The organism is Paraburkholderia sp. RAU6.4a (genome assembly GCF_050435625.1).
Taxonomy (GTDB): domain Bacteria; phylum Pseudomonadota; class Gammaproteobacteria; order Burkholderiales; family Burkholderiaceae; genus Paraburkholderia; species Paraburkholderia tuberum.
In genome coordinates this window covers 533,478-560,422 of the sequence record NZ_JBNDKQ010000003.1, presented here as the reverse complement: position 1 = coordinate 560,422, position 26,945 = coordinate 533,478, and the positions used below count along the sequence as shown (strand labels likewise).

Genomic DNA, 26,945 nt, shown 5'->3' with positions numbered 1-26,945 from the left:
AATGCGGGCGGTGAATGAAAGCGGATTGAGAGGTTCGGCTGCGTGCAGTAAACGGGGCGACGCGTCGAAGTCAAACAAAGGTTTACCCGCGTTCGTGGGCGATTCCGCGCGGTGGCTCGCGGGGACAGGCTTTTGCGGGCAGGGCAACGACGATACGCGGCGGTACTGCCGAAGATGGTGGGAATGCTCCGGGAAAAGCGTGCGCGCTGATGTGTTGGTTATCCGACGCGCTGGTGGTTGTGCCACGACACTTTGCATATGGGCGTGGCTCGTGATCGCGTGCGACCGAGGCACACGTTCGACGACTGTGCGAGGTAGCGCACATGGCGACAGCGATTTTCGCGACGCACGCGCATTGCCCGACGACGCGTAATGTTTCGCACGCGCGTTTCGGTGATTTTCATTGCGTTGTCTATTGGGTTGCTCTCATTGGGTTTTTCTATTTCTATTTTTATGTGCGAATGGCCACATGAATAAAACCAATGATGTGTAAATGGACAGTATTTGTCCGATAAAACCAAAGGCTAATTTTCGTTTTTCTGATCAGATTGCATTGAGCGCGAGATTTTTTAACTTCCTGTCTGAAGAATGTGGAGTAGCGGATTTGGCGGGCGGATCGTCGTTTAACGCCGCCTGACGGGCCGTATCGGCAATATCGCATTGCGTGGTCTAGCGCACGGTCGAGCGATTGCGCTGCGAATAACTTCAACGTCCATCAAGCCTCGCTGTGCTGCTTTCACGATCACGTGCGCGCACGGCCAGCCGATTCTCTCGAAGCACGCCAAATCGGACCGGGGATTTTCCGTGAGAGAAGTGTTTAGTGCGAATGCATTTTTAATTCGCATAAAGCGAAGCTGCGCAAAGGCTTTGACTTTTCGTTTTGTTGACGAGCGGAGATTCACTCGTTAATTGGACCGGTCTTTTTGGTGAAATAATTCGGAGAGTGAAATGAAGAAGCAAAGCGGGGACGCGTGGATATTGGGAACGCGACGGGCGGCTTTGGCGGTCGCGGTCGGTCTTTATGCGGCGATGGCGGGTGCGCAGACGAATTCGGGGAGCACCGCCGCGCCGGCAACGAATCCCGCAGTGATGGTGCTCGCCGAGGCTAGCGTGCACGGCGGATGTCCGTCGGGCGGCGGGCCGGGCTGCACGTCGCAGGGATTCGGGCAGCTCGGGGCGGGCGCCTTCGGCGTCGCGGCGGCGGGGCTCGGCCCGACATCGCCCACCGGCTCGCCGGCGGGCAACGGGACGTCCTCGACGGGCACGGGCGCGGGAAGCGGGGGCGGGAATAGCTCGGCTAATTCCGGCCCGGGCGGGGTGGGCTCGGGAAATACCGGCGGCAACAACGGCAATGGCGGTGCCGGCGACAACGGTAACGGCGGCGCGGGTAGCGGTGGTGGCGGGAACGGCTCGGGGAATGGCGGCACGGGCGGCGATGGCGGCGGTACCGGAGGCGGTGATAACGGCGGGGACGGTGGTGGGGATGGTGGTCATGGTCATGGTCATGGGCATGGGCACGGCGGCGATGGTGACGGCGATGGCGGCCATGGTCATGGCCACGGCGGTGATGGTGACGGCGATGGCGGCCATGGTCATGGCCACGGCGGTGATGGTGACGGCGATGGCGGCCATGGTCATGGCCACGGCGGTGATGGTGACGGCGATGGCGGCCATGGACATGGCCACGGCGGTGATGGTGACGGCGATGGCGGCCATGGACATGGCCACGGCGGTGATGGTGACGGCGATGGCGGTCATGGACATGGCCACGGCGGTGATGGTGACGGCGACGGCGGCCATGGTCATGGCCACGGCGGTGATGGTGACGGCGACGGCGGCCATGGACATGGCCACGGCGGTGATGGTGACGGCGACGGCGGCCATGGACATGGCCACGGTGGTGATGGTGACGGCGATGGCGGCCATGGTCATGGCCACGGCGGTGATGGTGACGGCGACGGCGGCCATGGACATGGCCACGGTGGCGATGGTGACGGCGATGGCGGTCACGGTCATGGTCACGCTGGCGATGGTGATGGCGATGGCGGTCACGGTCATGGTCACGCTGGCGATGGTGACGGCGATGGCGGTCACGGTCATGGTCACGCTGGCGATGGTGACGGCGATGGCGGTCACGGTCATGGTCACGCTGGCGATGGTGACGGCGATGGCGGCCATGGCCATGGGCACGGCGGTGATGGTGCCGGCGATGGCGGTCATGGCCATGGCCAAGGTGGTGATGGTGATGGCGGTCGTGGCCACGGTGACGGCGGCCGCGGCGATGGCGGCCACGGCGCCAGCGGTCATGGCGATGGCGGTCATGGCGACGGCGGCCACGGTGACGGCGGCCACGGTGACGGCGGTCATGGTGACGGCGGCCACGGCAGCAGCGGTGGCGAAGGCAAAGGCGGTTCCGGCAACGGTGGCCATGGCGGTGAAGGCGGTGGCGGCCAGGGCAACGGCGGCTACGGCCACGGCGGCCATGGCGGTGAAGGCGGCGGCCAGGGCAACGGCGGTTCCGGCAACGGCGGCCGTGGCGGTGAAGGCGGTGGCGGCCAGGGCAACGGCGGCTACGGCCACGGCGGCCATGGTGGTGAAGGCGGCGGCCAGGGCAAAGGCGGTTCCGGCAACGGTGGCCATGGCGGTGAAGGCGGTGGCGGCCAGGGCAACGGCGGCTACGGCCACGGCGGCCATGGTGGTGAAGGCGGCGGCCAGGGCAACGGCGGTTCCGGCAACGGTGGCCATGGCGGTGAGGGCGGTGGCGGCCAGGGCAACGGCGGCTCTGGACACGGCGGCCATGGTGGTGAAGGCGGCGGCCAGGGCAACGGCGGTTCCGGCAACGGTGGCCATGGCGGTGAAGGCGGTGGCGGCCAGGGCAACGGCGGCTACGGCAACGGCGGCCATGGCGGTGAAGGCGGCGGTGGCCAGGGCAACGGCGGCTCCGGCAACGGAGGCCACGGTGGCCGTGGCGGCAACGGCGGCAACGGCGGCAACGGCGGCAACGGCGGCAACGGCGGCGGTCAAGGCAGCGGCGGCCACGGTGGCGGCTACGGCGGCGGTGGCTCCGGCAATGGTGGCCACGGCGGCGGCAACCACTAACCAGTGGCAGGAGTCCCGCGAACCTTGCGGGGCTCCCGAGGGTGGAGGCCGGCGCCGCCCGGCCTCCACACCGACCGCACTCGCGCGCCGCGGGGAGTTTGCAGCGAAAGAGCCAGCAAAAAACCCAGCCAGCGAACCGGCCAACCAATCCGCAAACAAAAAACCAACCAGGCAACAAAATGGACGGCCCCCGCCGTCCACTCAACTCCTCAACTCGATCACTCTTTGCTGTACCACCAGAAAAACCCTCTCCCCCAGAACGCGCCCCGTCTCACGCGCGCCTCCGGTAAAACTACCGAACGCCGGCAGCACCCCCCGATCGATCCCAAAGCGAAAGCACGGCACGCGCACTGAATCGGTCCGCGTCGCGATCCGAAAGACCGGATGCACATGCCCCGCGAGCACATACGCGTGATCGACCCCATGCGGGCGATGGCACAGCGCCCAGGCCCCGATATGCCACGGCTCGCGCACGGACTCGACATCCAACGTAAGCGGCAACGCACCGGCATGCCGATCGTGATTGCCCTCGACGAGCACCACGCGCCTCGACGCATGCCGCGCGCGCCACGCGTGCAACGCATCGAGCGTGAGCGTCGACAGCGACTCGCGCGCATGCAGCAGATCGCCGAGAAACACCAGCGTCGCCGGCTCGAACTCGGTGATCAGACGTTCGATCCGCAGCAGATTCTCCGCGGTCGAACCAGTCGGCACCGGAATGCCGCGCGCGCGAAACACCGCATCCTTACCGAAATGCGCATCGGCGATAAAAAGCGCGCGCAGCGCCGGATCGAAACACGCGCGCAAGCTTGACAGCACGAGAGGTCGTCCGCCGACGTCGATCGCGAGCGAGGTCGGCTTCATCGTTGCGCCGCCCGTTCGAGCTCGGCCAGCATTCGCTCGACGCGATCGGCGAGCTTCTCGGTGCTGACTTTTTCGCGCAGGCGTCCGACGATCAACGGAAACGTGAACGGGGTCGGCTTCTTGGGCCGCGTGAGCACGACGCGGTTCGCGTTCATTCGTTCGAGCGCAAAACGAATGCGCCGCACGTCGAGTTCCTGCAGCAGTACTTCGGTATCGGCCTGGCCCAGCAGCAGATTGCCGCGATCGTGCTGACGAAAGATCTGGTAGAAAAGCCCACTCGATGCCTGCAATTGCCGCGCGCTCTTCTGCTGTCCCGGATGCGCCTGAAACACGAGTCCCGACACTCGTGCAATCTCGCGAAAACGTCGCAGGGGGAGTTCGGACGAATTGAGGCTCGCAAGAATGTCGTGATCGAGTTCGTCAGGTGAAAGCAGGCCATTCTCTAATTGCGCGGCCCAATCGAAAGCCTGCGCGCACAGCGATTCGAAACCGTAGTCGTTGATCGAAATCGAAAACGTGCCGGGCTTGTCGCGCGCGACTCGCCACGCGAGCAGAGCGCCAAGTCCGATATGCGCAATGCGTCCCGCGAACGGATAGCAGAAGAAGCGGTGACCCTCGCGCGATTTGAGCAGCTCGACGACGAGTTATGTGGTGTCGGCGAGCTCGGACGATAGCGGCATGCCGCTGCCGGCCCATTGCGGCATTGCGCCACGCGATGAGCTCGCGCGCCGCACCCACGCCGTCATGTCCTGAACGCGGATCAGTTCGAGCGCGCGGCCGCCGAACGTGAACACATCGCCGGGCTTGAGCCGCGAAATGAACGATTCCTCGATTGCACCAATGCGCCCGCCCGATAGATACGCAACGTTCAACGTGCCATTCGCGACGATCGTGCCGATGTTGTTGCGATGCCGGCGCGCGAGATCGTTGCGCGGGACGCGGTACAGACCGTCGCTATCGCGCGCGACGCGATGGTAGTCGGGATATGCGCGCAGCGTCGCGCCGCCGCCTTCGACGAAACCCAGCGTCCAGTCGAACTCCTGCTGCGTCAGATCACGATATGCATAGGTATGCAGAAGTTCATCGTACAGCTCGAGCGCGTCGAAGCCACCGCCGATCGCAACGGTGACGAGCTGCTGCACCAGCACGTCGAACGGCTTTTGCGGCGTATCGCGGCTTTCGATCTGCCGCTTGTCGACGGCTTCACGCGCGGCCGCCGCTTCGATCAATTCGAGCGCATGCGTCGGCACGATCGTCACGCGAGACGGCAAACCGGGCGCATGTCCCGAGCGGCCCGCGCGCTGCATCAAGCGCGCGACGCCTTTTGGCGAGCCGATCTGGAACACGCGTTCCACCGGCAGAAAATCGACGCCGAGGTCGAGACTAGACGTACACACGACAACCTTTAGCAAGCCGTTCTTCAACCCACGTTCGACCCACTCGCGTACCTGCTGATCGAGCGAGCCGTGATGCAGCACGATCACTCCGGCCCACTCGGGGCGCGCCTCGAGCAGCGCCTGGTACCACACCTCGCATTGCGAGCGCGTGTTCGTGACGACGAGCGACGTGCGTGCTTCGTCGATCGCGCGCGCGACCGCATCGACCTGCAGCATGCCCATATGACCGCCCCACGGAAAGCGCTCGATCGTGTCGGGAATGATCGTGTCGACGATCAGTGCTTTCGGCAGCGCGCCGTGCACGCTGACGCGCGGCGTCGCGACCGGCGCGAGCAGTACCTCGGTCGCGAACGACAGATTGCCGAGCGTCGCCGACAGCCCCCACACCTGCAAGCCGGGCCGCCAATGCGTGAGACGCGCGAGCGCGAGTTGGGTCTGCGTGCCGCGTTTGTTGCCGAGCAATTCATGCCGTTCGTCGACGATCACGAGCCGAACCTTGCGTCGAGTTTGTCGGCGAACAGGCGGCGCGCGTCGTCAGGTGAATACGAGGGGAACGGTAGCGGTTCGAACGCGGGTGCGCGCGCATCGAGCCGCGCCTGTTGCGCGCGGCTGCGTGGAATCCGGCGCGGCCTTGGCGCGCGAACGCGCTCGTCGGAGGGGGCTGGCGCTGCGGAGAGATCGTAAGCGGGGTCGTCGGAATGGGCCGGCTCGGTCATCGAAAGCGCTCTCAACAAGTGTGGCGGATTCGCTTGCCGGCGACTCGCGCCGGACGTTCATGTGGACCGCGGGGTCGCGCGACGGTTCAGCGAGGTTCCTGATGGGCGCGCAACGACCCGCGGCATCGGGCAATATGTGGGAGCCTCGGCCGACACCCGATCCGTTACAATCAAACGGACTACCCCACTGGAGATTCGCTTTGAAATCACTCGTTGCTTTGCTGGCCGCAGCCGTTCTGTCCTCGACCGCGATGGCTGCCGCGCCGACCACGGAGAAGCTGCCGTCCGGCGTCATCGTCGAACATCTGACGCAAGGCACGGGCCCGCAACCGTCCGCGACCGACGTGGTAAAGGTCAACTATCGCGGCACGCTGCCCAACGGCACCGAATTCGATAGCTCGGCCAAGCATGGCGGGCCGGCCACGTTCCCGCTCAATCGCGTGATTCCGTGCTGGACGCAAGGCGTGCAGAAGATGAAAGTCGGCGGCAAGGCGCGACTCACGTGCCCGGCGGCGACCGCATACGGCGATCGCGGCGTCGGCCCGATTCCGCCGAATACCGATCTGACCTTCGAAGTCGAACTGGTCGACATCGTCAAATAAAGCACGCGAGCGGCGCTAAAGATGCACTGACACCCGAGCCTCGCTGCGCCAATCGCAGCGAGGCTTTTTTATGGGCGCCGAATGGCCTGCCAGGGGATTCACCATGAAACGTGACAAAAGTAGCGTGCAGGTGGCCAGCATTGGTTTTACCGGCAAGAGCGCCCAGAAATTCTTCAGTTTGCTGAAGGACGCCCATGTGCGCACGGTGCTCGACGTTCGCCTGAACAACACGTCGCAACTCGCGGGCTTTGCGAAAAAGCAGGATCTGCCTTACTTTCTCGACCAGTTGTGCAATGCGGCGTACGTGGAAATACCGGAACTGGCTCCCGAGCCGGACCTGCTCAAACGCTACCAGGGCAAGCAATTGAGCTGGGAGAACTTTCGGGAGGAATATTTCGACCTCATCGCGCGCCGCCGCGTGGAAAGTAATCTGGATATCGCGCTATTCGAATCGGGTTGCCTGCTTTGCAGTGAACATTTACCACATCATTGCCACCGGATGTTTGCGCTCGAGTATCTGAACCAGCACTGGAATAGTCGTCTTTCCGTTACACATTTGACCTGACCGGCGCCGATCGGGCCGGATTACGTTTTTCCGCCTCATTGGCCGGCGGCTTTCCGTGCCGGCAGCTTACATCTCGCCGGCTGCGCCCGCGTTTCCTTCAGTAGCCCGAATGGTTGCGTGGCGCGAAACGTGGAAAAGCGCGTCCAGTACGCATGTTTTTTCAATGCGTGTGCCGCTCGCTCGTCTACTATCTACTCACGCGCAGCTCCCTCTATTCGTCTCGCCCTATCGCCGGCCACGAACCGGCCGTGATTACGCGCGCCAGGAGCGCTTGCCATGAACATCGACTTTCATTACGGCGTGGTCTACATTGCCGCGCGCGTCGGCGGCATGACGGCCGGCGATGCGCAAACCATCGCGCATGCCTGCCAATATGTCGACGACGCAACGACGAGCGGAATACTGCGGTTCAAAGGCGGCGAGACATTCGAGCGATTCGCGACCGCGCACAAGTTATTCGATTACGCCAATACCGAGAACGACCAGAACCGGCTCGTGTGGACGCCGTTCCATTTTCTGCCGGCTGGCGAGGGTGAAAGTCTCGAGGAAAAGGCGGTCTGCCGGCCCGACAGTGAAGTTGCGCGCGAAGTCGTGCGGCGCGCGATCCGGCAGCGCGATTCGGAGACCGCGTTGCACCGGCTCGGCGTGACGCTTCATACCTATGTCGATACGTGGGCGCACCAGGGATTCGCGGGCATCGAAAGCCCGTGGAATCGCGTGCATCTTCTCGAGGCACAGGATTGCACGCGCAAAGGCTGGCTCGCGAGCCTCGAACTAGCGGTCGCGCATCTGATCGAGCATGTCGAGGAGGACGTTCTGACGATCGCGTTGCCGGTCGGCCATGGCGCCGCGTTGCATTATCCCGACCAGCCATGGGCGCGCTGGCATTACATCGACGGCCGCAATCACTTCATCTCGCGACATAATTTGCCGGATTTCGTGCAGGCGGCGGACATGAGTTGTCGTGTCGTGCGAGCTTATCTGGCCGGACGCGAAGATTTCGAAAACCAGCCAGGCATGCCGGACGACGTTAAAGACGCACTGACCCGGCTGCTCGATACGAACCGCGAACCCGACGACAACCTGCGTCTGAGAACCGTTTGCGAATGGGTGAATGCAGGCCGTATTCCAGGTTTGAAAGAACCCGTGCCCGGCTATATCGCCAAAGGACAAGGATCGTGGAAGTACCAGGCCACCGGTTTGTTGTGCGATGACGACACCGGGGACAGACCGGAGTGGACGACCGCCTTCGAGAAGAGCGACTACCGGCTCTTTCACGACGCGGTCAAACAGCACCGTTTCGTGACCACTCAGGAGATCTTGCCCGCGCGCGGATTACGCATTGCCTAAGTGATCGGAGCAGGGCGCGTGCGAACGTTTGCGGCGGCGCCCGTATTCTCCAGTCACTGCATTCGGGCTTGCTGATGCGGCGCAGCCTGAGCCGCCGCCTGCTGTTCTTCGGCGTGCTTTTTGGCCATATGCCGTCCGACGATACAGCCGCCGACCGCGCCGACCACCGCATGATGTCCCGCGTAGTGCCCGGCGACGCCGCCCACTACCGCTCCTTTCAGGCAACCGGCCGCGTTCGCGGTGCCGGCCATTGCCAACGAGACTGCCATTGCCCCGAGGGCGATCTGAATAAAACCAGCTTTCATTGCAAGTACCATCGTGTTTGAGTGGATCGGAATTAGGGTGGCCCGGCGTCCATTTCAATAGCCGCTGCGAGCATGGCGGCTGACAAAGGACTCTCTATTGGCCATACGTCCGCCGCTGGGCCCGGATACGAAGTGTAAATGGACTTGGCCGGCACAGGAGCAACAGGTGCTGCAAGATCGTAACGGCACGTTACCGGAGCCGGGGCCGTGCCTTTGCACGCGTCGTCAGTGGCGTTTCGCGCATGCTTGAATCCGTTCGCTATAGCGGGCCACGAAAAAAGACCGTTTTCAAATAAAAAGTGGACTACTCTCCTTTGAATATCCAAAGGCCTGGCTATAGTAGAAGCGACTAATGCCAGAAAGCACGGCGGTGCCCCTTTCTGTCGCCGATGCGGATGACGGGGAAACACAAATGACGCCACCGAATGCAGCGATCTATCAGACCAGGACTTGCACGCCGGAGTCGTTGCGCACGCTCGCGAGCTTTCTCGAATTGGCGCTCGACGAGGGAAAAAGCGTGGTCGTGATGCGGATCGGCAAGCAGGCGCGCAGCGTTTATGTCGGAAATCCATCCGGGGCATTGGAGGATTTAACGGATTCCGGCGTCGTCGACGCTTTCCAGGCAGATGAAATGCTGGTACTGACCCGCCTGGGCCTGAACCGGATAACGGCGGACGGTCAACACTACCGCTTCATACGGAGTGTGAGGTACATTGCCGATCGCCAGGTCGTCGTTTTTACACCTATCTGAGTGGTGGTGGAACCGAAATGAAAAAGAAGAATCAGGAGGGAAGAAAAAGGAAGAAAGCTTCGATGACCCGGTAAAAAACCTGAAAGCTTCGTCATTTGAACGCCGCATCGGTGCTCGTATCGATGTATTGAAGCTCGGGATAGGTCAATACACTGCCTTTCTTCCGTCATTCATGGCATAGTTCGACGATTACCACATAAGGAGCAATCAAATGCCTTCGTTAGAGCAAATCCAAGCCAAGCTTAAGAAGCTCCAGGAGCAAGCTGACGTTCTCATTGCCAGAAAAGCACAAGCCGCGGTCGACCAGATTCGCGAATTGATGCTCAAGCACGGTCTCACGACTGCCGATATCGAAGCACAGGCGAAGGCACGACGTGCCGCGCATGGTCTGAATGGCAATCCGGCGGGTCGCGGAAGACCTGCGGGCGCGAGCAAAGCCGCCAGGTCGGCAACCCCGGCGAAGTATCGCGACCACAAAACCGGCGCGACCTGGACGGGGCACGGCCGCGCGCCTGGCTGGATCGCCGGCGTGAAGGACCGCACGGCGTTCCTGATCGACGCTGCGAGCGCAAGCAAGCCCGCGGCTGCTCCCTCCGCGAAGGGCGGCAAAGGACAGCCGAAAGGCGCCCAGCCGCCGAAGTACCTGAATCCGAAAACCGGTGCGACCTGGAGCGGCCGCGGTCCGGCGCCGGCATGGCTCGCGGCTGTCAAGGACCGCAGCAAATTCCTGATCGATGGCGCGAGCATGGCTGCCGCTCCGAAAGCGGCGAAAACGGCGGCAAAGAGCAGCCAGGCGAAAGCGACAGCGAGTGCGGTAGGCAAGAAGACCGCGGCGAAAAAAGCAACGCGCAAGACGGCCGTGAAAAAGACCGCAGCCAAAAAGGTAACTCCGGCAAGCCGGAAAGCCGCAGTGAAGAAGACCGCCGGCCGCAAAAGCGTTGTGAAGGCGGCAAGAAAAGCACCGGCGCGCAAGGCTGCTGCAAAGAGTACGGCCGCACCCGTCGCGGCGGCTCCCCAAACGCCAGAGACGCAAGCAAGCGCGTAATAGCCGTGGAGTCGTGAAGTAGATGGTTAGCACGTTCGATGCACCCCGGCAGGAAGATCAGGTCTTCCTGCTGGACTCCGCTCCTCATCCGGCAGCCGATGCCGCCGAACCATTCATCGTCGCCAGCGATCGCCGCGTGATCCTCACTTATCCGATTGCGGAGTCGGACTTTGAACGGTTCGGGCCATTCGATCCCGACGACGATCCTTTTTGCGCGGTGCTGTTCGCCGACGCCATCTTTCACCGTCTCGGGCCGCCGGGCGGTGACGATCTCGCCATTCATCCGCTCGCGGCCCAAGGTCTCGTCGGCTGCGCGGTGCATGAAGTCGTCAATTCGTCGTTGTGCGCCGAGATTGCCGCCGTGGCGACAGACTCCGTCGCCATTGCTCCCGAGGCACCGGCGCGGCGGCATTTCGTCATTACGTTTCAGGCATCGACGTTCGAATGCGTGGCGTCGGACTATACGGTCATCGGCGTATTCGGCGCGGGCGAAATCGCAAGCCGCGAGGCGTTTGCTTTGGTCAGATAAAGCATTGGAACCAGAAAGCAAGGCGCGGTCCTGATCCGGGCACGCGCCGTGCATGACGTGCTGATAGTGAAAGCCAGGCACGAGTGCGGCATTCCCCCGCCGGATGCGGGAGTCGTATGCCGTGACCCGCCGCCTGCCATCGAGGCCACGCATGCTGACCATTTCTATTACCGCGTTCGTCACGCTCGTGATCGTTCTCCTGATCGCCAATCTGTCGAGCGGCGAGAAGAAAATAGAACACAGAATCGAGCGGCTTTATAAGAGCGAAGATCCGCAATTCCTTCGTTCGATGGGTTTATTGCTCGGTCCACCCGTGGTGCCGGGTAATCGCTTCGAGATGCTGCTCAACGGCGACCAGATCTTTCCGTCGATGCTCGAGGGCATTCGGTCGGCGCGCGAAACCATCACATTTGAAACGTTCATTTACTGGTCTGGCGAGATCGGCGGACAGATTGCGCGTGCGCTGGCCGATAAGGCGCGCGAAGGTGTCGCCGTGCATGTACTGCTCGACTGGGTCGGTTCGTCGAAAATGGATCGGCACTATCTGCAACTGCTGCGGGAGGCCGGCGCCGAAGTGGTCAGGTATCACAAGCCGCATTGGACCGGACTCGGTCGCATGAACGACCGTACGCACCGCAAACTATTGGTGATCGACGGCCGGATCGGTTTTACGGGCGGGGTCGGCATAGCGCCGGAGTGGACTGGCAATGCGCAGGACGAAAAGCATTGGCGCGATACGCATTTTCGCGTGACGGGTCCAGTGGTCGGCCATATGCAGGCCGTGTTCATGGACAACTGGATCAAGGCGACCAGCAGCGTATTGCACGGTCCTGAGTATTTTCCGCACATCGATGCCGAGCCGAAAGGAGCGGGCCAGGGTCTCGCGCATATGTTCAGCAGTTCGCCGTCGGGCGGCAGTGACGACATGCAGTTGATGTATCTGATGGCCATCACCGCCGCCACGCGCAGTTTGCAGCTTGCGAGCGCGTACTTCGTGCCCGACAAGCTCACCATCAACGCGATCGTCGAAGCCGCGAAACGCGGCGTGAAAGTACAGATCGTCACGCCGGGCAAACGCATCGACACGCACACGGTGCGCGAAGCGTCGCGTGCGTGTTGGGGCGATCTACTGAAAGCGGGCGTCGAGATCTACGAGTACCAGCCGACCATGTTCCATTGCAAGTTGCTGGTAGTCGACGAGTATATGGTGTCGGTCGGCTCGACGAACTTCGATAGCCGCTCGTTCAAGCTGAACGACGAAGCGAACCTGAACATCTACGACCGTGATTTCGCCACGCAGCAGACCGCCGCGTTCGACGACGACATCGCGAAGTCGAAGCGCGTCACGCTCGAAGCATGGACGCGGCGTTCGTTCACCGAGAAGCTCGTCGAAAAATTCGTGCGGCTACTGGACACGCAGCTTTGAATGCCGGTGCGAACGAGACGAAGCGCCGACGGATCAGTGAACGGCGCTGCTCAGATACGCCTCGACGTCGGGGCGCACTGCTCGCTTGCCGTTGCGGCGTTCAACGGCAGCCACATCGACGAGGCGCGCCTTTGCGTGTTGATACGCATTGGCAAAGCCGCGCAGTTGTTGCGTGACCGGACGGTCGTCGAGCCGGCGTCGTGTGAGCGCTTGCGCGATGCTGCGTTCGATCAGCGCCAACTGGTGTCGATATAGTCGATGCACCGCTCACGGCAGCGCGAGGATATTGCACCAGCGCATCGAGATTGGGCGTGTTGATTTCGCCGCCGAACGCGTGGATGTCGGAGTAGCCGAGACTACCGCGCTAATTGCCCGGATTGAGCACGGGCTTGTCCGGGTCCGCCTGGGTGCGGTAAGGCAACTGCGCGGCGTGAGGATCGGTGATCGTGTTGTCGATCACGCGCTCGACGTCCGCCGTTTTGGCGAGTTCGGTGAGGAAAGTCTTCTTGTCGAAGCCCGGCGCGACGCAGCCTTCGACGTAGATAAAGCGGCGTTGCAGCGTGAGCCATAGCGTCGATTGCTCGCGCCAGTGCGTCGCGACGTTCAGATTCGCGAGACGCCGTTGCACGCTCTCGGCGATTTCCGCGTCGTACAGATACGCGTTCGGCAAACGGCAACGGCCTTCGATCCAGCAGCTATTGCCGCGTTCGATTCTGTAATGGCTCTCGTCGAGCCATTCCTTTTCGGTTTCGAATGGGCCAAGCGGAGTTGGGCAATCGGCGATCGCTTTGGATATCTGCAGGAATGGATCGTGGCCGCGATTGACGCGCGCCGGTTCGCCATCAACGCGAGCCGTGGCCACGCAAATCATCAGACCGGCAAGACTCAGTTCGAACACGCGCTTCATGCCGTGGTCGCTCCAGGTGTAGACCGCTCATTATCGCGCGCCCGCGAACCTCAACGCTTGTTGCGCCGGTTCTCGACCGCGAACTTGATCAACTCGGCCTGTCCTTCGATATCGAGCTTGCGCTTCAGATTCAGCCGATGCGTCTCCACGGTTCGCACCGACAGATCGTTGCGCTGCGCGATCTGCTTGCTCGACAGTCCCTCGGCAAGCGCATCGAGAATGTCGCGCTCGCGCGGCGTCAAGCGTTCGACCGGCGATTGCGTTGCCGAAGCCTGGATCAGTCGAGCACCGATCTCCGCGCTGAAGAACGTCTTGCCGTCGAGTACCGCGCCGATCGCCTGAATGATTTCGAGCGCCGGCGAATCCTTCAGAACGTAGCCGCCCGCGCCCGCGCGCACCGCCTGCGTCACGTATTCGAGGTTGTCGTGCATCGACAGCATCAGCACACGAATCGCCGGAAAGCGCTCGTGAAAGAGGCCCGCCAACGCAATGCCGTTCATGCCGCTTTTCATGCCGACATCCATCAGCGCCAGATGCGGCGCCTGTCGTTCGGCCAGCGCGAGCGCTTGCTGCGCGTCGCCCGCTTCGCCGACCACTTCGAAGTGGTGCACTGCTTCGAGCCGTGCGCGCAGACCGTCGCGCACGAGCGGATGATCGTCGACGAGCAGCAGACGCGCGATGGAAGGAGAGGTCGTGTCGTTCATGATGAGAGTTCCTGCAGGGACGGCACCGTTGCATGCGTCGTGGGCAGCGGCACGCGCGCGGCGACGACGGTGTGCCCCGGCTGCGAGTTCAGCGACAGCGTGCCGCCGAGCGCTTCGAGCCGTTCGCGCATGTTGCGCAGGCCGACACCTTCACGTCCGCCGACGAATGCTTCGGTCACGTCGAAGCCGCGGCCGTTGTCGGAGATCGTCAGCGTGACCGCATCGCGCGAAACCTCGAGCGCAAGCGCCGCGCTCGACGCCTGCGCATGTCGCACGATGTTCGTCAGCGCTTCCTGGGCGATGCGAAACAGCACGGTGTTGACCGTGTCGGGCAACGTGGCGGCATGCGTATGCGCGATCTGCGTGAAGCCGATCGCGATGCCGGACTCGTCGCCGAGTTCGCGCGTCAGTTGTTCGAGGGCGGCCGCGACACCGAGATCGTCGAGCATGGACGGACGCAGCGCATGTGAAATGCGCCGGACTTCGCGCAGCGTATCGCCGAGCCGCGTGAGTCCGGTGGACAGGGCGGCCTCGGCGGCGGGCACGCGTGCGTCGCCGCGTTCGAGCCGCGCGAGCGCCGATTCGAGCAGCAGCTTCACGGACACCATCATCTGGCTGATGCCGTCGTGCAATTCGCGCGACAGGCGCGCTCGCTCGTTTTCCTGCGACTCGACGACCTGCTGCGCGAGCCGCTTCAGCTTCGCGTCGGCACTGCGATATTCGGTCACGTTCAGCACGAGTGCGCACAGCGCAATGACCGCGAGGCCGGCCACCGCGATCGCGTCGATCCACTTCATCGTGCGATCGATATTGGCCGCGGCCTCCCCGTCGATGTGCGCGAGCGTCGTGTCGACGTCGTCGAGATAGATGCCGGTGCCGAGCATCCAGCCCCAGCGTTCGAGCGGCACCACGTAGCCGAGTTTCGACTCCTCCTTGCCGGTCGACGGCCGATGCCACAGATAGCGCACATAGCCGCCGCCGCGCGCGGCTGCGGCGAGTAGCTGCTGGATCGTCGGCGTGCCATGGCTATCGCGCAACGACCACAGATCCCGACCCACCAGATCCGGCTCGCGCGGATGCATCAGCGTGCGGCCGTGCAGGTCGTACACGAAGAAGTAGCCGTCCTCGCCGAAATTCATCTTTTCGAGCACCGCGAGCGCACGCGTGCGCAGCAGCGCGTCGTCGCGTGCGTTGTCGCCGCCGGCCTCGTAGAGCGGCGCGATCGCAGTCGTCGCGAGTTCGACGTAGTGCTTTAGCTCGATCTCCTTACTCGCCATGTACGCGGCCTGGGTGGTCGCGTGCTGCCGCTCGGCGAGTGCGGTCGCTTCGCGGCGCACGCCCGTCTCGATGCTGGCGATCGCCGCCAGAAAGGGCACGATCGCGAGCAGCACTATCTTTGCTTTGAGTTTCATCGTTGAAAAAAGCCAGTCAACGGGCTACGTAATATTACGTAGACGGCTTACGTAGTTGCGCGCTTGAAAGCAGGCGCGCGAAGGCGAATACTACATGCCCGTCGCATACCGCGCCGCGCGAGGCCTGGCGCTCGAGTGTGCGACGTTCCCCGATTTTCCGCCTGACCTCAGGCAACCGGGCATTTGCGCGTCGGGCCACGAGCCATCGCGCGCGCTGTCGATAATACTCAGGAGACGTTCGTGGAGACCTCCCCCTCGGCCGGCCGTTCATGGCTCTGGCTCATTTTGCTGATCCCTTATATCGCGCTGCTGTGGCTGCCGTTCTATAACGACACGCATCCGCCGCTCGCGGGCTTTCCGTTCTTCTACTGGTATCAGTTTCTGTGGGTGCCGTTGACCTCGCTGCTGATTTACATCGTGTATCGAGGTCTCAAATGAGCGATCTGAATCCTGTGAACCCGGTTGCGATGACGGTCTTCATCGCGTTCTTCGTGCTCGTCACGGTGATCGGCTTTTTTGCGGCGCGCTGGAAACGCGGCGATCTGACGCAACTGCACGAGTGGGGTCTCGGCGGACGGCAGTTCGGCACGGTCATTTCGTGGTTCCTCGTCGGCGGCGATTTCTATACCGCCTATACGGTGATCGCGGTGCCCGCGCTCGTTTATTCGGTGGGCGCGTATGGCTTCTTCGCGCTGCCGTACACGATCATCGTTTATCCGTTCGTGTTCGCAGTGATGCCGAAGCTGTGGAAGGTTGCGCACGCGAAGAACCACATCACCGCGGCCGACTACGTGCACGGCGAGTACGGCGGCAAGTGGTTCCCGGCGGCCATCGCGCTGACCGGCATCGTCGCGACGATGCCGTATATCGCGCTGCAGCTGGTGGGCATGCAGGTCGTGATCAAGGGGCTGGGCGTCAGCGGCGAATTGCCGTTGATCGTCGCGTTCGTGATCCTCGCGCTCTATACGTATGCAAGCGGCCTGCGCGCGCCGGCGATGATCGCGTTCGTCAAGGACATCATGATCTATATCGTCGTGATCGCGGCGGTATGGCTGATTCCGGTGAAGCTCGGCGGCTATGGGCACGTGTTCGCACTGGCCGATGCGCACTTCCAGGCGAAGGGCGGCGCGACCGGTATCCTGCTGAAGCCGAATCAGTACACGGCGTTCGCATCGCTCGCGCTCGGCTCGGCGCTCGCGGCGTTCATGTATCCGCATACGATGACGGCGGTGCTGTCGTCGGCGTCGGCAAAGACGGTGCGCAAGAACGCGATCTTCCTGCCGGCCTACACGGTGCTGCTCGGCCTGATCGCGCTGCTCGGCTATATGGCGATCGCCGCTGGCGTGAACGTGAAGTCGGCAAGCGACGTGGTGCCGACCCTGTTCGGCACGCTGTTCCCGTCGTGGTTCGTCGGTTTCGCGGCTGCCGCGATTGCGATCAGCGCGCTGGTGCCGGCCGCGATCATGTCGATCGGCGCGGCGAATCTGTTCACGCGTAATCTGTGGCGTCCGCTGGTGTCGCCGAACATCTCGCCCGAGGCGGAGGCAGCCAATGCGAAGATCGTTTCGCTGGTCGTCAAGTTCGGGGCGCTGCTGTTCATCGTGTTCCTGCCGACGCAGTATGCGATCGATCTGCAACTGCTCGGCGGCGTGTGGATTCTGCAGATTTTCCCGGCCATCGTGTTCACGCTGTACACGCGCCGTCTGAACACGCCGGGTCTGTTCGTCGGCTGGCTCGTCGGTATCGTGCTCGGCACGGGCCTCGCGATTTCGCAAGGGCTCAAGCCGGTGTATGGCCTGCATTTCGGCCACGAGAACTATCCGCTGTATATCGGCCTGATCGCGCTCGTCGCGAATATCGTCGTGAGCTTCGCGGTGTCGGCAGTGTCGCCGCGACGGGCTGCCGTGACGGCCTGATCGACGGTTGTCCGGCTCGATGAAGAACGCCGCGGGGCTGTTGGCCCGCGGCGTTTTTTATTGCTTCGACGGCTGGCGGCTTGGTCGGAGGCGTGCCATGAGGGCGGCTTTAGCCTGAGATGACGATAAATGCGCGATGAAAGCGGAGATTTCGAGCGGGCCTCAGACCATCCGGTTAAAACCGCTCGACTCGAAACGGCCGCGGATCGACCAGCGTCTGCTCGCCGGTCATCATCTCGGCGATCAGCCGCCCCGTCACCGGTCCGAGCGTCAGACCATGATGCGCATGGCCGAACGCGAACCACAGTCCCTGATGTTTCGTCGCGGGCCCGATGATCGGCATCATGTCCGGCGTGCAGGGGCGGCGTCCCATCCACGGTTCGGCATCCAGACGTTCGCCGAGCGGAAACAGCGTGCGCGCGATCGGCTCGACCGCGTCGAGTTGCACCGGCGTCTTGGCCGCCTCGGGTCGCGCGATTTCGGCGCCCGTGGTCAAACGGATGCCGCGCGCCATCGGCGCGAGCACATAGCCGTGTTCGACGTCGAGAATCGGATGGTTCAACCGCGCGCTCCGACGCGGCGCGTAGTGCATGTGATAGCCGCGCTTGACCGCGAGCGGCAGCCGATACCCGAGCCGCGTGCTCGCGCGATCCGACCACGGTCCGAGCGCGATCACCGCCGACTCGGCCGTGATCGCCCCGTCCCGCGTCTCGACCTGCCAGCCTTCACGGAGCGTATCGGCATCGCCGATGAAGAACCGTCCGCCGAGCGCTTCGAAGTACCGCGCGTATGCGGTGACGAGCGCGTTCGGATCGCTGACCGAATCGGATTGCGGATAGCGCAGCCCGCCTTGCAGACGCTTGTCGAGATCGGGTTCGAGCTGTTGCAGGCGCGGCGCGTCGAGCGTTTCGAACTCGACGCCGTACTCGCGATGCCACTGTTCGGCGAGGCTGGTTTCGGCGTCGCGCGCGGCGGCATGGCGAAACACCTTGATCCAGCCGATCGGCCGCAGCAGCGCGCTGGCACCGGCGTCCGCGGCAAGCGCGCGATGTTCGCTGACGCAATGCTCGATCAGCGTCGCGTACGATTTCGCGATTTCCGCGTGCTTCGCCGGATGCGAGTTGCGCCAGTAGCGCCACAGGAACGGCGCAACCTGCAGCATCGCGTCGGCGTGATAGCGCACGTCGGGCGACTGGTTGCGCGCGTAGCGCAGCAGGGTGCCGAGCCCGCGCGGAAACGCGTACGGATAGACGCCTTCGCGCTGGATCAGCCCGGCGTTGCCGAACGAGGTCTCGTTGCCCGCCTGCTTACGGTCGATCAGCGCAACCGCGCGGCCGCGTTTCTGCAGATGCACGGCGACGCACACCCCGACAATGCCGGCGCCGAGCACCACGGTATCGAATTTCATGCTCCCTGTCCGCCTTGCGTGTGTTCTGTGTGTTGTCGACGCTCCGCCGTGTTCCAGTGCGCAGCGAGGCGCCAGCTTTCATCTTATACAGGGATAGGTCCGCTTCGCTATTGGCAAAAAACCGCGCTCGGGAAAACGCCCGAATGCCAGGTTCGATCGGGCAAAACCGTGTCTTTCGACGCACGATCGAGCGGGCGACTTCGGACTCGCTGGCGTCAGCGTGTAGACTGCTGACTTTTTTGCGTCCGGTGGTATGTTGCAAGCCCCTCAGCGCAGCGCCCTCACTGGGCCTGCGCTCGTTCGCTTACTGGCCCGTCTCGCCGAGGCCGACGTCGCCGAATCGCGACAATCGCTGGCGGATCGGCTGAGCCAGTGGCTCGGCTGGACCGACGCGATCGCGTTGTCGTCGGCGCTGGATGGCAAGCCGCCGTCCGTCGCTGGTGGCGCGCGCGCGTTCGGCCGTGCGGAAGAGGAAGAGTGCACGCGCGTGCGCCGCTCGCTGGTGAGCGCAATCGCGAGCGATAGCGTGCTCGCCGGCTCACGGCGGCGCGGCCCGTCGCCGTCGTCCGCCCGGATGTCGGCGCCGCGCGTGGCGGTCGACACGCAGGCCGACTACACGGTGTTCCGACAGCGCTATCTCGCGCTTCAGCAGTCGATGGAAACGTCGATCGGCACGTTGCGTGGCCGGCTGCGCGCGCTGCTGGCGACGCAGGCGCCGTCGCTCGCGCGGCTCGCGGTCGTCGATGCGGTGATGGAGCGTGCGCTCGGCGAGCGCGAGCGGAGTTTGCTCGGCGCGGTGCCCGGGTTGCTCGGCGGGCACTTCGAGCGCTTGCGCGAGGGTGAGAAGCGGAGGTTGGCGGAGGCGCAAGCAGCGGCCGAAGTTGCCGCCGATGCCGATCCCACGCGGCAGCAGTCGGCCGAAGTCGAAGCCGGCGCTGCAGCCATGCAGCCGGAAGCAGCCTTGGCTCACGTCAAAGCAAGCACCGCAGCCACGCGGCTCGCCAGGTCGACCGATGGCGGCAACGCTGCCGTGCCGCTCGCGTCCGAGGCGTGGCTCGACGTCTTCCGCAAGGACATGCAGAGCGTTTTGCTGGCCGAGCTGGAGGTTCGTTTTCAACCGGTCGAAGGGCTGCTAGCGGCTCTTCGCGCCTGCTAACTGGGACCCCATGTCCAGATATCGTATCGATCTCGTTGTATTTCTCGCGGGGCTCTCCGCGGCATGCTGGATCGCCGTCGGTTATGCCGTTTCCAATCCGCTCGCGTTCGTCGTCACGCTGCTGATCGGCGTCTTCTACGTGCTAGGCGCGCTCGAATTGCGCCGCTATGGTCAGGCGACCGCCACGCTGACAGGCGCGCTCGCCGCGTTGTCCGGACCACCGCCGAGCCTCGCCGCGTTTCTCGAACCTGTCCATCCGAGTCTGCGCAATAGCGTGCGGCTGCGCGTCGAAGGCGAGCGCGTCGCGTTGCCGGGACCGGCGCTGACGCCGTATCTGGTCGGTCTGCTAGTGCTGCTCGGCATGCTCGGCACGCTGCTCGGCATGGTGATGACGCTGCGCGGCACCGGCCTTGCGCTGGAGAGCGCGAGCGACCTGCAGGCGATCCGCGCATCGCTGGCCGCGCCGGTCAAGGGGCTGGGCTTCGCGTTCGGCACGTCGATCGCGGGTGTCGCGACGTCCGCGATGCTCGGGCTGCTGTCCGCGCTGTCCCGCCGCGAGCGGCTCGAAGCGGCGCAACAGCTCGACGCGAAGATCGCGACGACTTTGCGCGTCTACTCGCAGAGCCATCAGCGCGAAGAAAGCTTCCGGCTGCTGCAACGCCAGGCCGAAGCGACGCCGCTGCTGGTCGAACGTCTGCAGACGATGATGAGCGCGCTCGAACAGCAGAGCGCCGCGTCGAACGAGCGGCAGATCGCGAGCCTCGACGCGTTTTACGGCCGCACCGAAGCCGCCTATCTGCGGCTCGCCGGTGTGATCGAGCAGTCGCTGAAGGACAGCGTGGCCGGCAGCGCGCAGGCCGCCGGCAAGGCCCTGCAGCCGGTCGTCGAAGCGACGATGGCCGGCCTCTCGCGCGAAACCGCCGCGTTGCACGACGCGGTCACCCAGGCCGTGCAGCGCCAGCTCGACGGCATGTCGAGCGGCTTCGCGGCGACCAGCGCGAACGTCGCCGAGATTTGCCACAGCGCGCTCGCCGGACATCGGCAGGCGAGCGACGAGTTGGCTGCGCAACAGCGCGCTTCGGTCGAACGCGTTGCCGAAGCGTTCGAACAGCGCTCGCTCGCGCTGCTCGACGGCGTGTCCGCGCGGCTCGAAGCGACGGCGAGCGGCATGTCGCAGGCCTGGGGCGACGCGTTGGCTCAGCAGCAAAGCGCGGGCGACAAACTCGCCGCCAACAACGAACAGGCGTTGGCGCGCGCCGCCGCGACGTTCGAGCAGCATGCCGCGGCGTTGCTGAGCGCGGTCGGTAGCTCGCATGCGAACTTGCAGACCGAACTGAGCGCGCGCGACGAGCAGCGTTTGGGCGCGTGGGCCGAGGCGCTCGACGCGATGGGTGCGAAGCTCAGCGAACAATGGCAGCAGAGGGGTGCGCAAGCCGCCAGCCATCAGCAGCAGATCTGCGACGCGCTTGCGCAAACGGCACGCGATATCTCCATGCAGACGCAAACGCATGCCAGCGCGACGATCGCGGAAATCGATCGACTGGTTCAAGCCGCGGCTGAAGCACCGAAGGCGGCGACAAACCTGCAAGCCGAACTCGCCGCGCGCGACGAACAGCGCTTCGCGGCATGGACCGAAGCGCTCGCCGCGATGACCGCAAAGCTCGACGAACAATGGCAGCAAACGGGTTCGCAAACCGCGACCCGTCAGCAGCAAATCTGCGACGCACTCGCGCAAACCGCACGCGATATCTCCGCGCAGACGCAAACGCATGCCAGCGCGACGATCGCCGAAATCGGGCGCCTCGTGCAAGCGGCGTCGGAAGCGCCGAAGGCCGCTGCCGAAGTCGTCGCCGAGCTGCGCCAGAAGCTCTCCGACAGCATGGTCCGCGACACCGCGATGCTCGAAGAGCGCAGTCGTCTGCTCGCCACGCTGGAGACGCTGCTCGACGCAGTCAACCACGCGTCGACCGAGCAACGCACGGCCGTCGATGCCTTGGTCTCGACGTCGGCGGGTCTGCTCGAACGCGTCGGCAATCGCTTCACCGAACACCTCGAGCACGAGACCGGCAAGCTCGGCACGGTCGCCGCGCAGGTCACCGGCAGCGCGGTCGAAGTCGCGAGCCTCGGCGAAGCATTCGGCGCGGCCGTTCACACCTTCGGCGAAGCGAACGACAAGCTCGTCGCACATCTCGAACGCATCGAAGCAGCGCTCGACAAATCGCTCGCGCGCAGCGACGAACAGCTCGCCTACTACGTCGCGCAGGCGCGTGACGTGGTCGACCTCAGCGTGATGTCGCAGAAGCAGATCGTCGAAGACCTGCAGTTGCTGGCCGCCCAGCGCGCGAGCGCCGGAGCCGACGCGGTATGAGCGAGGACATCGACGGCGGCGTGGAAACCTCCGCGCCGATCTGGGCCGCGTTCGGCGATCTGATGTCGGTGCTGGTCGGCGCGTTCGTGCTGATTCTGGTCAGCGTGATCGGCGTGCAGCTCGAACTGTCGAGCAAGCTCGAGCAGGAGGTCAAGCAGCGCCAGGCTGAAACGCAGCGCCGCAAGACGCTCGAACAGGCACTCGCGGGACCGCTCGCGGCGGGGCGCGTGACGCTCGTCAATGGGCGCATCGGCATTAGCGGCAACGTGCTGTTCGCGCTGAACTCCGCCCAGCTGCAGCCTGAGGGTCGCGCGCTGCTGAAGAGTCTCGCCGGGCCGCTGTCCGCGTATCTGCGCGCGAGCGATCAGATCCTGATGGTCAGCGGCTTCACCGACGATCAACGCCTGCGTGAAGGCAATCGACGCTTCGCCGATAACTGGGAGCTGTCGGCGCAGCGCGCGTTGACGGTCACGCGCACGCTGATCGACGAGGGCGTGTCGGCGTCGTCGGTGTTTGCGGCGGCGTTCGGCTCGGAGCAGCCGGTCAGTTCGAATGCCGACGAACCCGGCCGCGCCAAAAACCGCCGCGTCGAAATCGCGCCGGTGCCGCGGCCGTCGAGTGCGGCGGCAGCGGAGAAGTCCGGTGTTTGACGACGCGATCCACGCGGCTCGCGCGAGGCTCGATGCATGGCGCGCGAGCGGCGCGGCTCGGCTCGATCCGGTGCGCTTTCATCTGCTCGACGCGCTTACGCGGCGCGCGGCACAGCACAGCGGCGAACCGCGACGAGTGCTCGAGCAACGATTGGCAGGACTGCTGGCCGACTATACGGCCGAGGTCGAGCGTGCCGCTGCGGACGAGAGCGCGTCGCAAGCCACGTCCGGTGAAGCCAACGCGGCCAACGACGCCACGCTCGCGGCGCTGATCGAACGCCTCGCCCGCCACCACGCGCGCGCCGAGGCTCCGCACGCCGCCGCCTATCCCGATCTGCCCGCAGTCGACTACTTCCGCGAAGTCTGGTCCAAACTGCGCACCGAAAAGCAGTTGCGCCAGTCGCTCGCGCAGGTGCCAGGCAACGCGGGGCCGCTCAATTCGAGCAGCCTCGTACATCGCGCGCTGTCGTTGATGCGCGAGCTGTCGCCGGAATATCTGAAGCAATTTCTGTCGTATGTCGATACGCTGTCGTGGCTCGAGCAGATGAACGGCGGCGCACCGCTCGAGAAGGAAGCGCCGCGCGCCGCGACGACCGGCAAGGGCGCTCGCAAGAAGGCGCGCTGATGCGCTAACGGCGGTTGGAATTTGCGTGCGCCAAGCCGCCGAAGCGTTCAGTCGAAGTCGAACACATCGAAAATCGAGCGCTTCTTTTGATACCCGCGATGTTCGTCGCGACGCTCCTCGTAACGCTGCCGCTCGCTTTCCAGGGCACGCTCGCCGCGCCGCGAGCCGTCGCCGTCATCCTGCGCAATCAACTTGTCCAGTTCGCCGCGATCGAGCCATACGCCTCGGCAGTCCGGACAGTAATCGATTTCGATCGAGCGGCGCTCGGTCATCAGCAGATCGGTCGTTTTGCAGACTGGGCATTTCATCACGGCATCACTCCTCGCTGCTTGCCAGACGTTTCGTTTTCGCGCGCCGCGCGAGCATGTTCATCGCCTCGACGAACGCGGAAAACGCCATCGCCGCATAGATATACGCCTTCGGAACGTGCGAGCCGAAACCATCGGCGATCAGTGTCATGCCGATCACGAGCAGGAAGCTCAGCGCCAGCATCACGATGGTCGGATTGCGATCGATGAAGCGCGCGAGCGGCTGCGCCGCGAACAGCATCACCATGATCGACACGATCACCGCGACGAACATGATCGGCAGGTGCTCGGTCATGCCGACCGCGGTGATGATGCTGTCGACGGAAAACACGAGGTCGAGCAGGATGATCTGGCCGATCGCGGCCGCCAAGGTCAACTGCACGGTCGAGCTGGTTTTCGCGGCGAGTTCGTCAGCGGGGATCATGTGCTGACGGATTTCGGTGGTCGCCTTCCACACGAGGAACAGGCCGCCGCCGACGAGGATCAGATCGCGCCACGAAAAGCCATGATCGAACAGCGTGAACGCGACCGCGGTCAGCTTCGTGATCCACGCGATGGTGCTGAGCAGAAGCAGCCGCATCACCAGCGCGAGCAGCAGCCCGATGCGCTGCGCGCGCGCGCGTTGCGCTTCCGGCAAGCGGTTGCTGAGGATCGAAATGAAGATCAGGTTATCGATGCCGAGCACGATCTCCATCACGATCAGCGTGACGAGCGCGGCCCACGCGGCGGGATCGGCAACGAGTGCGAACAGGGAGTCCATGAGGTGGCGGAATCGAGTGCGCCGCGAGCGGCGGAACCGCCATCATGGGCTTATTCGCGGTTCGAATGAACCAGTGATAACCTGAACGACGTTTCGGATTTTTCGAAGTATCGGATTAGCATGCTCAACTATCGTCACCTGTACTACTTCTGGATCGTCGTGAAGGAGGGCGGCTTTGCGCGCGCGGCCGGGCGGCTCGACATGGCCGTGCAAACGATCAGCGCGCAGGTGCGCGAGCTCGAGAAAGCGCTTGGGCGCCAGCTGTTGAAGCCGGCCGGGCGCGGCGTCGCGATGACCGAGGCCGGCGAGCAGGCGTTCGATCGCGCGGAGCAAATCTTCCAGCTGGGCGAGGCGTTGCTCGACGAGATGCGCGAAGCGAGCGGCGCGGACTCGGTGCGGCTCGCGGTTGGGCTGTCGGATGGGATTTCGAAGCTCGCCGCGCATGCGTTGCTCGCGCCGGTGCTGGCCACGCCGTCGCTCAGGCTGCTGTGTCACGAGGGGGAGCCCGCGCAGCTGTTGTCGGAGCTTGCGCTGCATCGGCTCGATCTGGTGCTCGCCTGTCAGCCGGCGCCGCACGGCGCGGATCTGCGCGTGCTGAGCCAGCGCGTCGCGGGCTCGCCGGTCGACTGGTACGGGCCCGCGCAGGTCGTACGCAAGTCGGCGCGCGACGGCTTTCCGCTCTGTCTCGCTGACCTGCCCGTGCTGCTGCCGACCCGTCACGGCGCGCTGCGCGCGCGGCTCGACCGATGGTTCGAGTCTCAGGGAATCAGGCCGCGCGTCGTCGGCGAATTCGAGGACAGCGCGTTGATGGCGGTGTTCGCGGCGCGCGGGCTCGGCGTGTTTCCGCTCGCCGAGCTCGGCGCCGAAGATCTCACGTTATCGAGGGGCTTGCGCTGGCTCGGCCGCGCGGACGGCGTGATCGAGGAGATTCACGCAATCCGCTCGCGACGCGGCCAGCATCATGCGCTCGCGTCGCAGGTGATCGCGGCGGCGCAGTCGTGAGGGCATCGCACTGTCGCGGCGCGCCACGCCTGCGCCGCGCAGCATCAGAACGCGTGAGGCATGCCCACCGTGACCGCGACCCGCGTATTCGTCGACGACGGCGGCAGCGTGTTGAGAGTCGCGTGCGACAACACCGAATCGGTCGGCGGGCCCTGCGCGTATGAAAGGCCGAAGCCGTACGAGCGGTTGTTCGCGACGTTGCCGGCCTTTGCTGAACGAGTACATCGTCTCGAACGTGAGACCGTGGTAAAGCGAAATCGGGGCAAATACGCGCCCATCTGTGGGAATTTGCGCACATCGTGTAGAGACCGTGAGCGTCGTCAAGGGCGACGAGCCGCCCTGGCCGTTTCATCGACACATGGCATAGTGATTGAACCCATCATCACCGGAGGCCGGCATGCGCATCCAGACATCCTTTCTTTTCGACCTCGACGGCACGCTCGTCGACAGCGTCTATCAGCACGTGCTGGCGTGGAAAGAGGCGCTCGACAGCGAAGGTATCCCGCTGTCCGTCTGGCGTATCCATCGCAAGATCGGCATGAGCGGTGGGCTGTTCACGGACCAGTTGCTGCGTGAGACACACGGCGAGATCAGCGTCGAACGCGCCGAACGGCTGCGGCACGCGCATGCGGCCGCCTATCAGCGGATGCGCGCCCAGGTCTGTCCGCTGCCGGGCGCGCGCGAACTGCTCGACGCGCTGACCCAGGCCGGCACGCCGTGGGCCGTCGCGACGAGCGGGCGGATGGAAACCGCCGCGCTGAATCTGGCGGCGCTCGGCGTCGATCCGGCAAAGGCGGTTGTCGTCACGCGCGACGACGTCAAATACGCGAAGCCCGATCCCGACCTGTTCCTCGCCGCGGCCGAGCGGCTCGGCGTGTCGATCGAGCACACGGTCGTGGTCGGCGACAGCATCTGGGACATGCTTGCGGCCCGCCGCTGCCGCTCGCTCGGTGTCGGCCTGCTGTCGGGTGGCTATGGCACCGAGGAACTGGAGCGCGCGGGGGCGTTGCGCGTCTACGACGATCCGGCCGATCTGCTCGCGCACCTCGACGAGGTGGCGTCGCGGCCGTGAGCGCCGCG

Annotated in this window: 25 protein-coding genes and 2 pseudogenes; 15 read left to right on the top strand and 12 right to left on the bottom strand. The window is 64.3% G+C overall.

The genetic code is table 11. From position 1 onward, the window contains the following. Positions 1-834 precede the first annotated feature (834 nt). From OKW40_RS27080 to OKW40_RS27070, 3 genes and pseudogenes are all read right to left on the bottom strand, one after another. Positions 835-3,081 carry a hypothetical protein gene (locus tag OKW40_RS27080; RefSeq protein ID WP_429492592.1) on the bottom strand — a complete coding sequence of 749 codons (2,247 nt, stop codon included), beginning with the start codon at positions 3,079-3,081 and terminating at the stop codon, positions 835-837. Between the two features lie 219 nt (positions 3,082-3,300). Next, positions 3,301-3,963 carry a ligase-associated DNA damage response endonuclease PdeM gene (gene pdeM, locus OKW40_RS27075; protein WP_429492590.1) on the bottom strand — a complete coding sequence of 221 codons (663 nt, stop codon included), beginning with the start codon at positions 3,961-3,963 and terminating at the stop codon, positions 3,301-3,303. Next, positions 3,960-6,076, bottom strand: a pseudogene (locus OKW40_RS27070) (helicase-related protein). Before OKW40_RS27070 ends, pdeM begins: the two are co-directional and overlap by 4 nt. 251 nt (positions 6,077-6,327) lie before the next feature. Here OKW40_RS27070 and OKW40_RS27065 point away from each other — a divergent pair. The 3 genes from OKW40_RS27065 to OKW40_RS27055 all read left to right on the top strand — a co-directional run bounded on the left by OKW40_RS27065 (position 6,328) and on the right by OKW40_RS27055 (position 8,593). After that, positions 6,328-6,678 carry an FKBP-type peptidyl-prolyl cis-trans isomerase gene (locus tag OKW40_RS27065; protein ID WP_373685682.1) on the top strand — a complete coding sequence of 117 codons (351 nt, stop codon included), beginning with the start codon at positions 6,328-6,330 and terminating at the stop codon, positions 6,676-6,678. Positions 6,679-6,781: 103 nt separating this feature from the next. Next, a complete protein-coding gene (locus OKW40_RS27060) occupies positions 6,782-7,243 on the top strand; it encodes a DUF488 family protein (protein ID WP_184025218.1) in 462 nt (153 codons plus the stop codon). A 276-nt stretch (positions 7,244-7,519) separates the two neighbouring features. Then, positions 7,520-8,593 (top strand): DUF6765 family protein, encoded by a 1,074-nt coding sequence (locus OKW40_RS27055; protein ID WP_184064180.1) that lies wholly within the window; start codon positions 7,520-7,522, stop codon positions 8,591-8,593. Positions 8,594-8,646: 53 nt separating this feature from the next. Here OKW40_RS27055 and OKW40_RS27050 read toward each other — a convergent pair whose 3' ends face one another. Then, positions 8,647-8,898: a hypothetical protein gene (locus tag OKW40_RS27050; protein ID WP_429353125.1), complete on the bottom strand. Its 252-nt coding sequence runs from the start codon at positions 8,896-8,898 to the stop codon at positions 8,647-8,649. 412 nt (positions 8,899-9,310) lie between these two features. On the opposite strand from OKW40_RS27050, the gene OKW40_RS27045 reads away from it, so the two are divergent. From OKW40_RS27045 to cls, 4 genes are all read left to right on the top strand, one after another. Then, a complete protein-coding gene (locus OKW40_RS27045; RefSeq protein ID WP_187611310.1) occupies positions 9,311-9,649 on the top strand; it encodes a hypothetical protein in 339 nt (112 codons plus the stop codon). 211 nt (positions 9,650-9,860) lie between these two features. Next, on the top strand, positions 9,861-10,694 hold the full coding sequence (locus tag OKW40_RS27040) for an H-NS family nucleoid-associated regulatory protein (protein WP_429492588.1): 834 nt from the start codon (positions 9,861-9,863) through the stop codon (positions 10,692-10,694). 22 nt (positions 10,695-10,716) lie between these two features. Continuing rightward, positions 10,717-11,223, top strand: coding sequence for a hypothetical protein (locus OKW40_RS27035; protein ID WP_429492586.1), 507 nt, complete (start codon positions 10,717-10,719; stop codon positions 11,221-11,223). Positions 11,224-11,374: 151 nt separating this feature from the next. Beyond that, the gene (gene cls, locus OKW40_RS27030) at positions 11,375-12,649 is read left to right on the top strand and encodes a cardiolipin synthase (protein WP_429353128.1); all 1,275 of its coding nucleotides are present in this window, start codon (positions 11,375-11,377) and stop codon (positions 12,647-12,649) included. Positions 12,650-12,682: 33 nt separating this feature from the next. On the opposite strand, the gene OKW40_RS27025 is transcribed toward cls, so the two are convergent. The 4 genes from OKW40_RS27025 to OKW40_RS27010 form a co-directional block, all read right to left on the bottom strand. Continuing rightward, positions 12,683-12,889 (bottom strand): hypothetical protein, encoded by a 207-nt coding sequence (locus OKW40_RS27025; protein WP_244144817.1) that lies wholly within the window; start codon positions 12,887-12,889, stop codon positions 12,683-12,685. A 124-nt stretch (positions 12,890-13,013) separates the two neighbouring features. Beyond that, the gene (locus OKW40_RS27020; protein WP_184064195.1) at positions 13,014-13,556 is read right to left on the bottom strand and encodes a hypothetical protein; all 543 of its coding nucleotides are present in this window, start codon (positions 13,554-13,556) and stop codon (positions 13,014-13,016) included. 50 nt (positions 13,557-13,606) lie between these two features. Beyond that, positions 13,607-14,260, bottom strand: a complete 654-nt coding sequence (locus OKW40_RS27015; protein WP_429492583.1) for a response regulator — start codon at positions 14,258-14,260, stop codon at positions 13,607-13,609. Beyond that, positions 14,257-15,672 (bottom strand): cache domain-containing protein, encoded by a 1,416-nt coding sequence (locus OKW40_RS27010; protein WP_429291581.1) that lies wholly within the window; start codon positions 15,670-15,672, stop codon positions 14,257-14,259. The genes OKW40_RS27015 and OKW40_RS27010 overlap by 4 nt, the downstream gene beginning before the upstream one ends. Before the next feature lie 240 nt (positions 15,673-15,912). Between OKW40_RS27010 and OKW40_RS27005 the strand changes: the two genes are divergently transcribed. Both OKW40_RS27005 and mctP read left to right on the top strand, forming a co-directional pair. Beyond that, positions 15,913-16,110, top strand: coding sequence for a DUF3311 domain-containing protein (locus OKW40_RS27005; RefSeq protein ID WP_090807102.1), 198 nt, complete (start codon positions 15,913-15,915; stop codon positions 16,108-16,110). Further along, complete coding sequence (mctP, locus tag OKW40_RS27000) at positions 16,107-17,588, top strand: monocarboxylate uptake permease MctP (protein ID WP_184064201.1); 1,482 nt, start codon at positions 16,107-16,109, stop codon at positions 17,586-17,588. Before OKW40_RS27005 ends, mctP begins: the two co-directional genes overlap by 4 nt. 175 nt (positions 17,589-17,763) lie before the next feature. On the opposite strand, the gene OKW40_RS26995 is transcribed toward mctP, so the two are convergent. Continuing rightward, complete coding sequence (locus OKW40_RS26995) at positions 17,764-18,996, bottom strand: NAD(P)/FAD-dependent oxidoreductase (RefSeq protein ID WP_184064204.1); 1,233 nt, start codon at positions 18,994-18,996, stop codon at positions 17,764-17,766. A 253-nt stretch (positions 18,997-19,249) separates the two neighbouring features. Between OKW40_RS26995 and OKW40_RS26990 the strand changes: the two genes are divergently transcribed. Genes OKW40_RS26990 through OKW40_RS26975 form a run of 4 tightly spaced genes read left to right on the top strand, consistent with a single transcriptional unit; the run spans position 19,250 to position 23,795 of the window. Next, positions 19,250-20,152, top strand: a complete 903-nt coding sequence (locus tag OKW40_RS26990) for a DUF3348 domain-containing protein (protein WP_429492581.1) — start codon at positions 19,250-19,252, stop codon at positions 20,150-20,152. A gap of 10 nt (positions 20,153-20,162) precedes the next feature. Continuing rightward, entirely contained in the window at positions 20,163-22,520 is a 2,358-nt protein-coding gene (locus OKW40_RS26985) for a DUF802 domain-containing protein (RefSeq protein ID WP_429492579.1), read from the top strand. Continuing rightward, positions 22,517-23,170: an OmpA family protein gene (locus OKW40_RS26980; RefSeq protein WP_018423468.1), complete on the top strand. Its 654-nt coding sequence runs from the start codon at positions 22,517-22,519 to the stop codon at positions 23,168-23,170. The genes OKW40_RS26985 and OKW40_RS26980 overlap by 4 nt, the downstream gene beginning before the upstream one ends. Further along, positions 23,163-23,795: a DUF2894 domain-containing protein gene (locus OKW40_RS26975; protein ID WP_429492577.1), complete on the top strand. Its 633-nt coding sequence runs from the start codon at positions 23,163-23,165 to the stop codon at positions 23,793-23,795. Before OKW40_RS26980 ends, OKW40_RS26975 begins: the two co-directional genes overlap by 8 nt. 47 nt (positions 23,796-23,842) lie before the next feature. Here OKW40_RS26975 and OKW40_RS26970 read toward each other — a convergent pair whose 3' ends face one another. Next, entirely contained in the window at positions 23,843-24,103 is a 261-nt protein-coding gene (locus OKW40_RS26970) for a zf-TFIIB domain-containing protein (RefSeq protein ID WP_090807087.1), read from the bottom strand. Positions 24,104-24,110: 7 nt separating this feature from the next. Beyond that, positions 24,111-24,863, bottom strand: coding sequence for a TerC family protein (locus tag OKW40_RS26965; protein WP_429492575.1), 753 nt, complete (start codon positions 24,861-24,863; stop codon positions 24,111-24,113). Positions 24,864-24,983: 120 nt separating this feature from the next. On the opposite strand from OKW40_RS26965, the gene OKW40_RS26960 reads away from it, so the two are divergent. Further along, positions 24,984-25,865, top strand: coding sequence for a LysR family transcriptional regulator (locus OKW40_RS26960; protein ID WP_187611205.1), 882 nt, complete (start codon positions 24,984-24,986; stop codon positions 25,863-25,865). Between the two features lie 44 nt (positions 25,866-25,909). Here OKW40_RS26960 and OKW40_RS26955 read toward each other — a convergent pair. Next, a pseudogene (locus OKW40_RS26955) lies at positions 25,910-26,114 on the bottom strand (hypothetical protein); the annotation flags it as partial. Between the two features lie 148 nt (positions 26,115-26,262). Between OKW40_RS26955 and OKW40_RS26950 the strand changes: the two are divergent. After that, positions 26,263-26,937, top strand: a complete 675-nt coding sequence (locus OKW40_RS26950; RefSeq protein WP_018423463.1) for an HAD family hydrolase — start codon at positions 26,263-26,265, stop codon at positions 26,935-26,937. Positions 26,938-26,945: the final 8 nt, after the last annotated feature.

Excerpts from the sequence above, each read along its gene's own strand:
- pdeM (WP_429492590.1), bottom strand. The coding sequence starts at position 3,963 with ATGAAGCCGACCTCGCTCGCGATCGACGTCGGCGGACGACCTCTCGTG.
- OKW40_RS27065 (WP_373685682.1), top strand. The coding sequence starts at position 6,328 with ATGGCTGCCGCGCCGACCACGGAGAAGCTGCCGTCCGGCGTCATCGTC.
- OKW40_RS27060 (WP_184025218.1), top strand. The coding sequence starts at position 6,782 with ATGAAACGTGACAAAAGTAGCGTGCAGGTGGCCAGCATTGGTTTTACC.
- OKW40_RS27055 (WP_184064180.1), top strand. The coding sequence starts at position 7,520 with ATGAACATCGACTTTCATTACGGCGTGGTCTACATTGCCGCGCGCGTC.
- OKW40_RS27050 (WP_429353125.1), bottom strand. The coding sequence starts at position 8,898 with ATGAAAGCTGGTTTTATTCAGATCGCCCTCGGGGCAATGGCAGTCTCG.
- OKW40_RS27045 (WP_187611310.1), top strand. The coding sequence starts at position 9,311 with ATGACGCCACCGAATGCAGCGATCTATCAGACCAGGACTTGCACGCCG.
- OKW40_RS27040 (WP_429492588.1), top strand. The coding sequence starts at position 9,861 with ATGCCTTCGTTAGAGCAAATCCAAGCCAAGCTTAAGAAGCTCCAGGAG.
- OKW40_RS27035 (WP_429492586.1), top strand. The coding sequence starts at position 10,717 with ATGGTTAGCACGTTCGATGCACCCCGGCAGGAAGATCAGGTCTTCCTG.
- cls (WP_429353128.1), top strand. The coding sequence starts at position 11,375 with ATGCTGACCATTTCTATTACCGCGTTCGTCACGCTCGTGATCGTTCTC.
- OKW40_RS27020 (WP_184064195.1), bottom strand. The coding sequence starts at position 13,556 with ATGAAGCGCGTGTTCGAACTGAGTCTTGCCGGTCTGATGATTTGCGTG.
- OKW40_RS27015 (WP_429492583.1), bottom strand. The coding sequence starts at position 14,260 with ATGAACGACACGACCTCTCCTTCCATCGCGCGTCTGCTGCTCGTCGAC.
- OKW40_RS27010 (WP_429291581.1), bottom strand. The coding sequence starts at position 15,672 with ATGAAACTCAAAGCAAAGATAGTGCTGCTCGCGATCGTGCCCTTTCTG.
- mctP (WP_184064201.1), top strand. The coding sequence starts at position 16,107 with ATGAGCGATCTGAATCCTGTGAACCCGGTTGCGATGACGGTCTTCATC.
- OKW40_RS26995 (WP_184064204.1), bottom strand. The coding sequence starts at position 18,996 with ATGAAATTCGATACCGTGGTGCTCGGCGCCGGCATTGTCGGGGTGTGC.
- OKW40_RS26990 (WP_429492581.1), top strand. The coding sequence starts at position 19,250 with ATGTTGCAAGCCCCTCAGCGCAGCGCCCTCACTGGGCCTGCGCTCGTT.
- OKW40_RS26985 (WP_429492579.1), top strand. The coding sequence starts at position 20,163 with ATGTCCAGATATCGTATCGATCTCGTTGTATTTCTCGCGGGGCTCTCC.
- OKW40_RS26980 (WP_018423468.1), top strand. The coding sequence starts at position 22,517 with ATGAGCGAGGACATCGACGGCGGCGTGGAAACCTCCGCGCCGATCTGG.
- OKW40_RS26970 (WP_090807087.1), bottom strand. The coding sequence starts at position 24,103 with ATGAAATGCCCAGTCTGCAAAACGACCGATCTGCTGATGACCGAGCGC.
- OKW40_RS26965 (WP_429492575.1), bottom strand. The coding sequence starts at position 24,863 with ATGGACTCCCTGTTCGCACTCGTTGCCGATCCCGCCGCGTGGGCCGCG.
- OKW40_RS26960 (WP_187611205.1), top strand. The coding sequence starts at position 24,984 with ATGCTCAACTATCGTCACCTGTACTACTTCTGGATCGTCGTGAAGGAG.
- OKW40_RS26950 (WP_018423463.1), top strand. The coding sequence starts at position 26,263 with ATGCGCATCCAGACATCCTTTCTTTTCGACCTCGACGGCACGCTCGTC.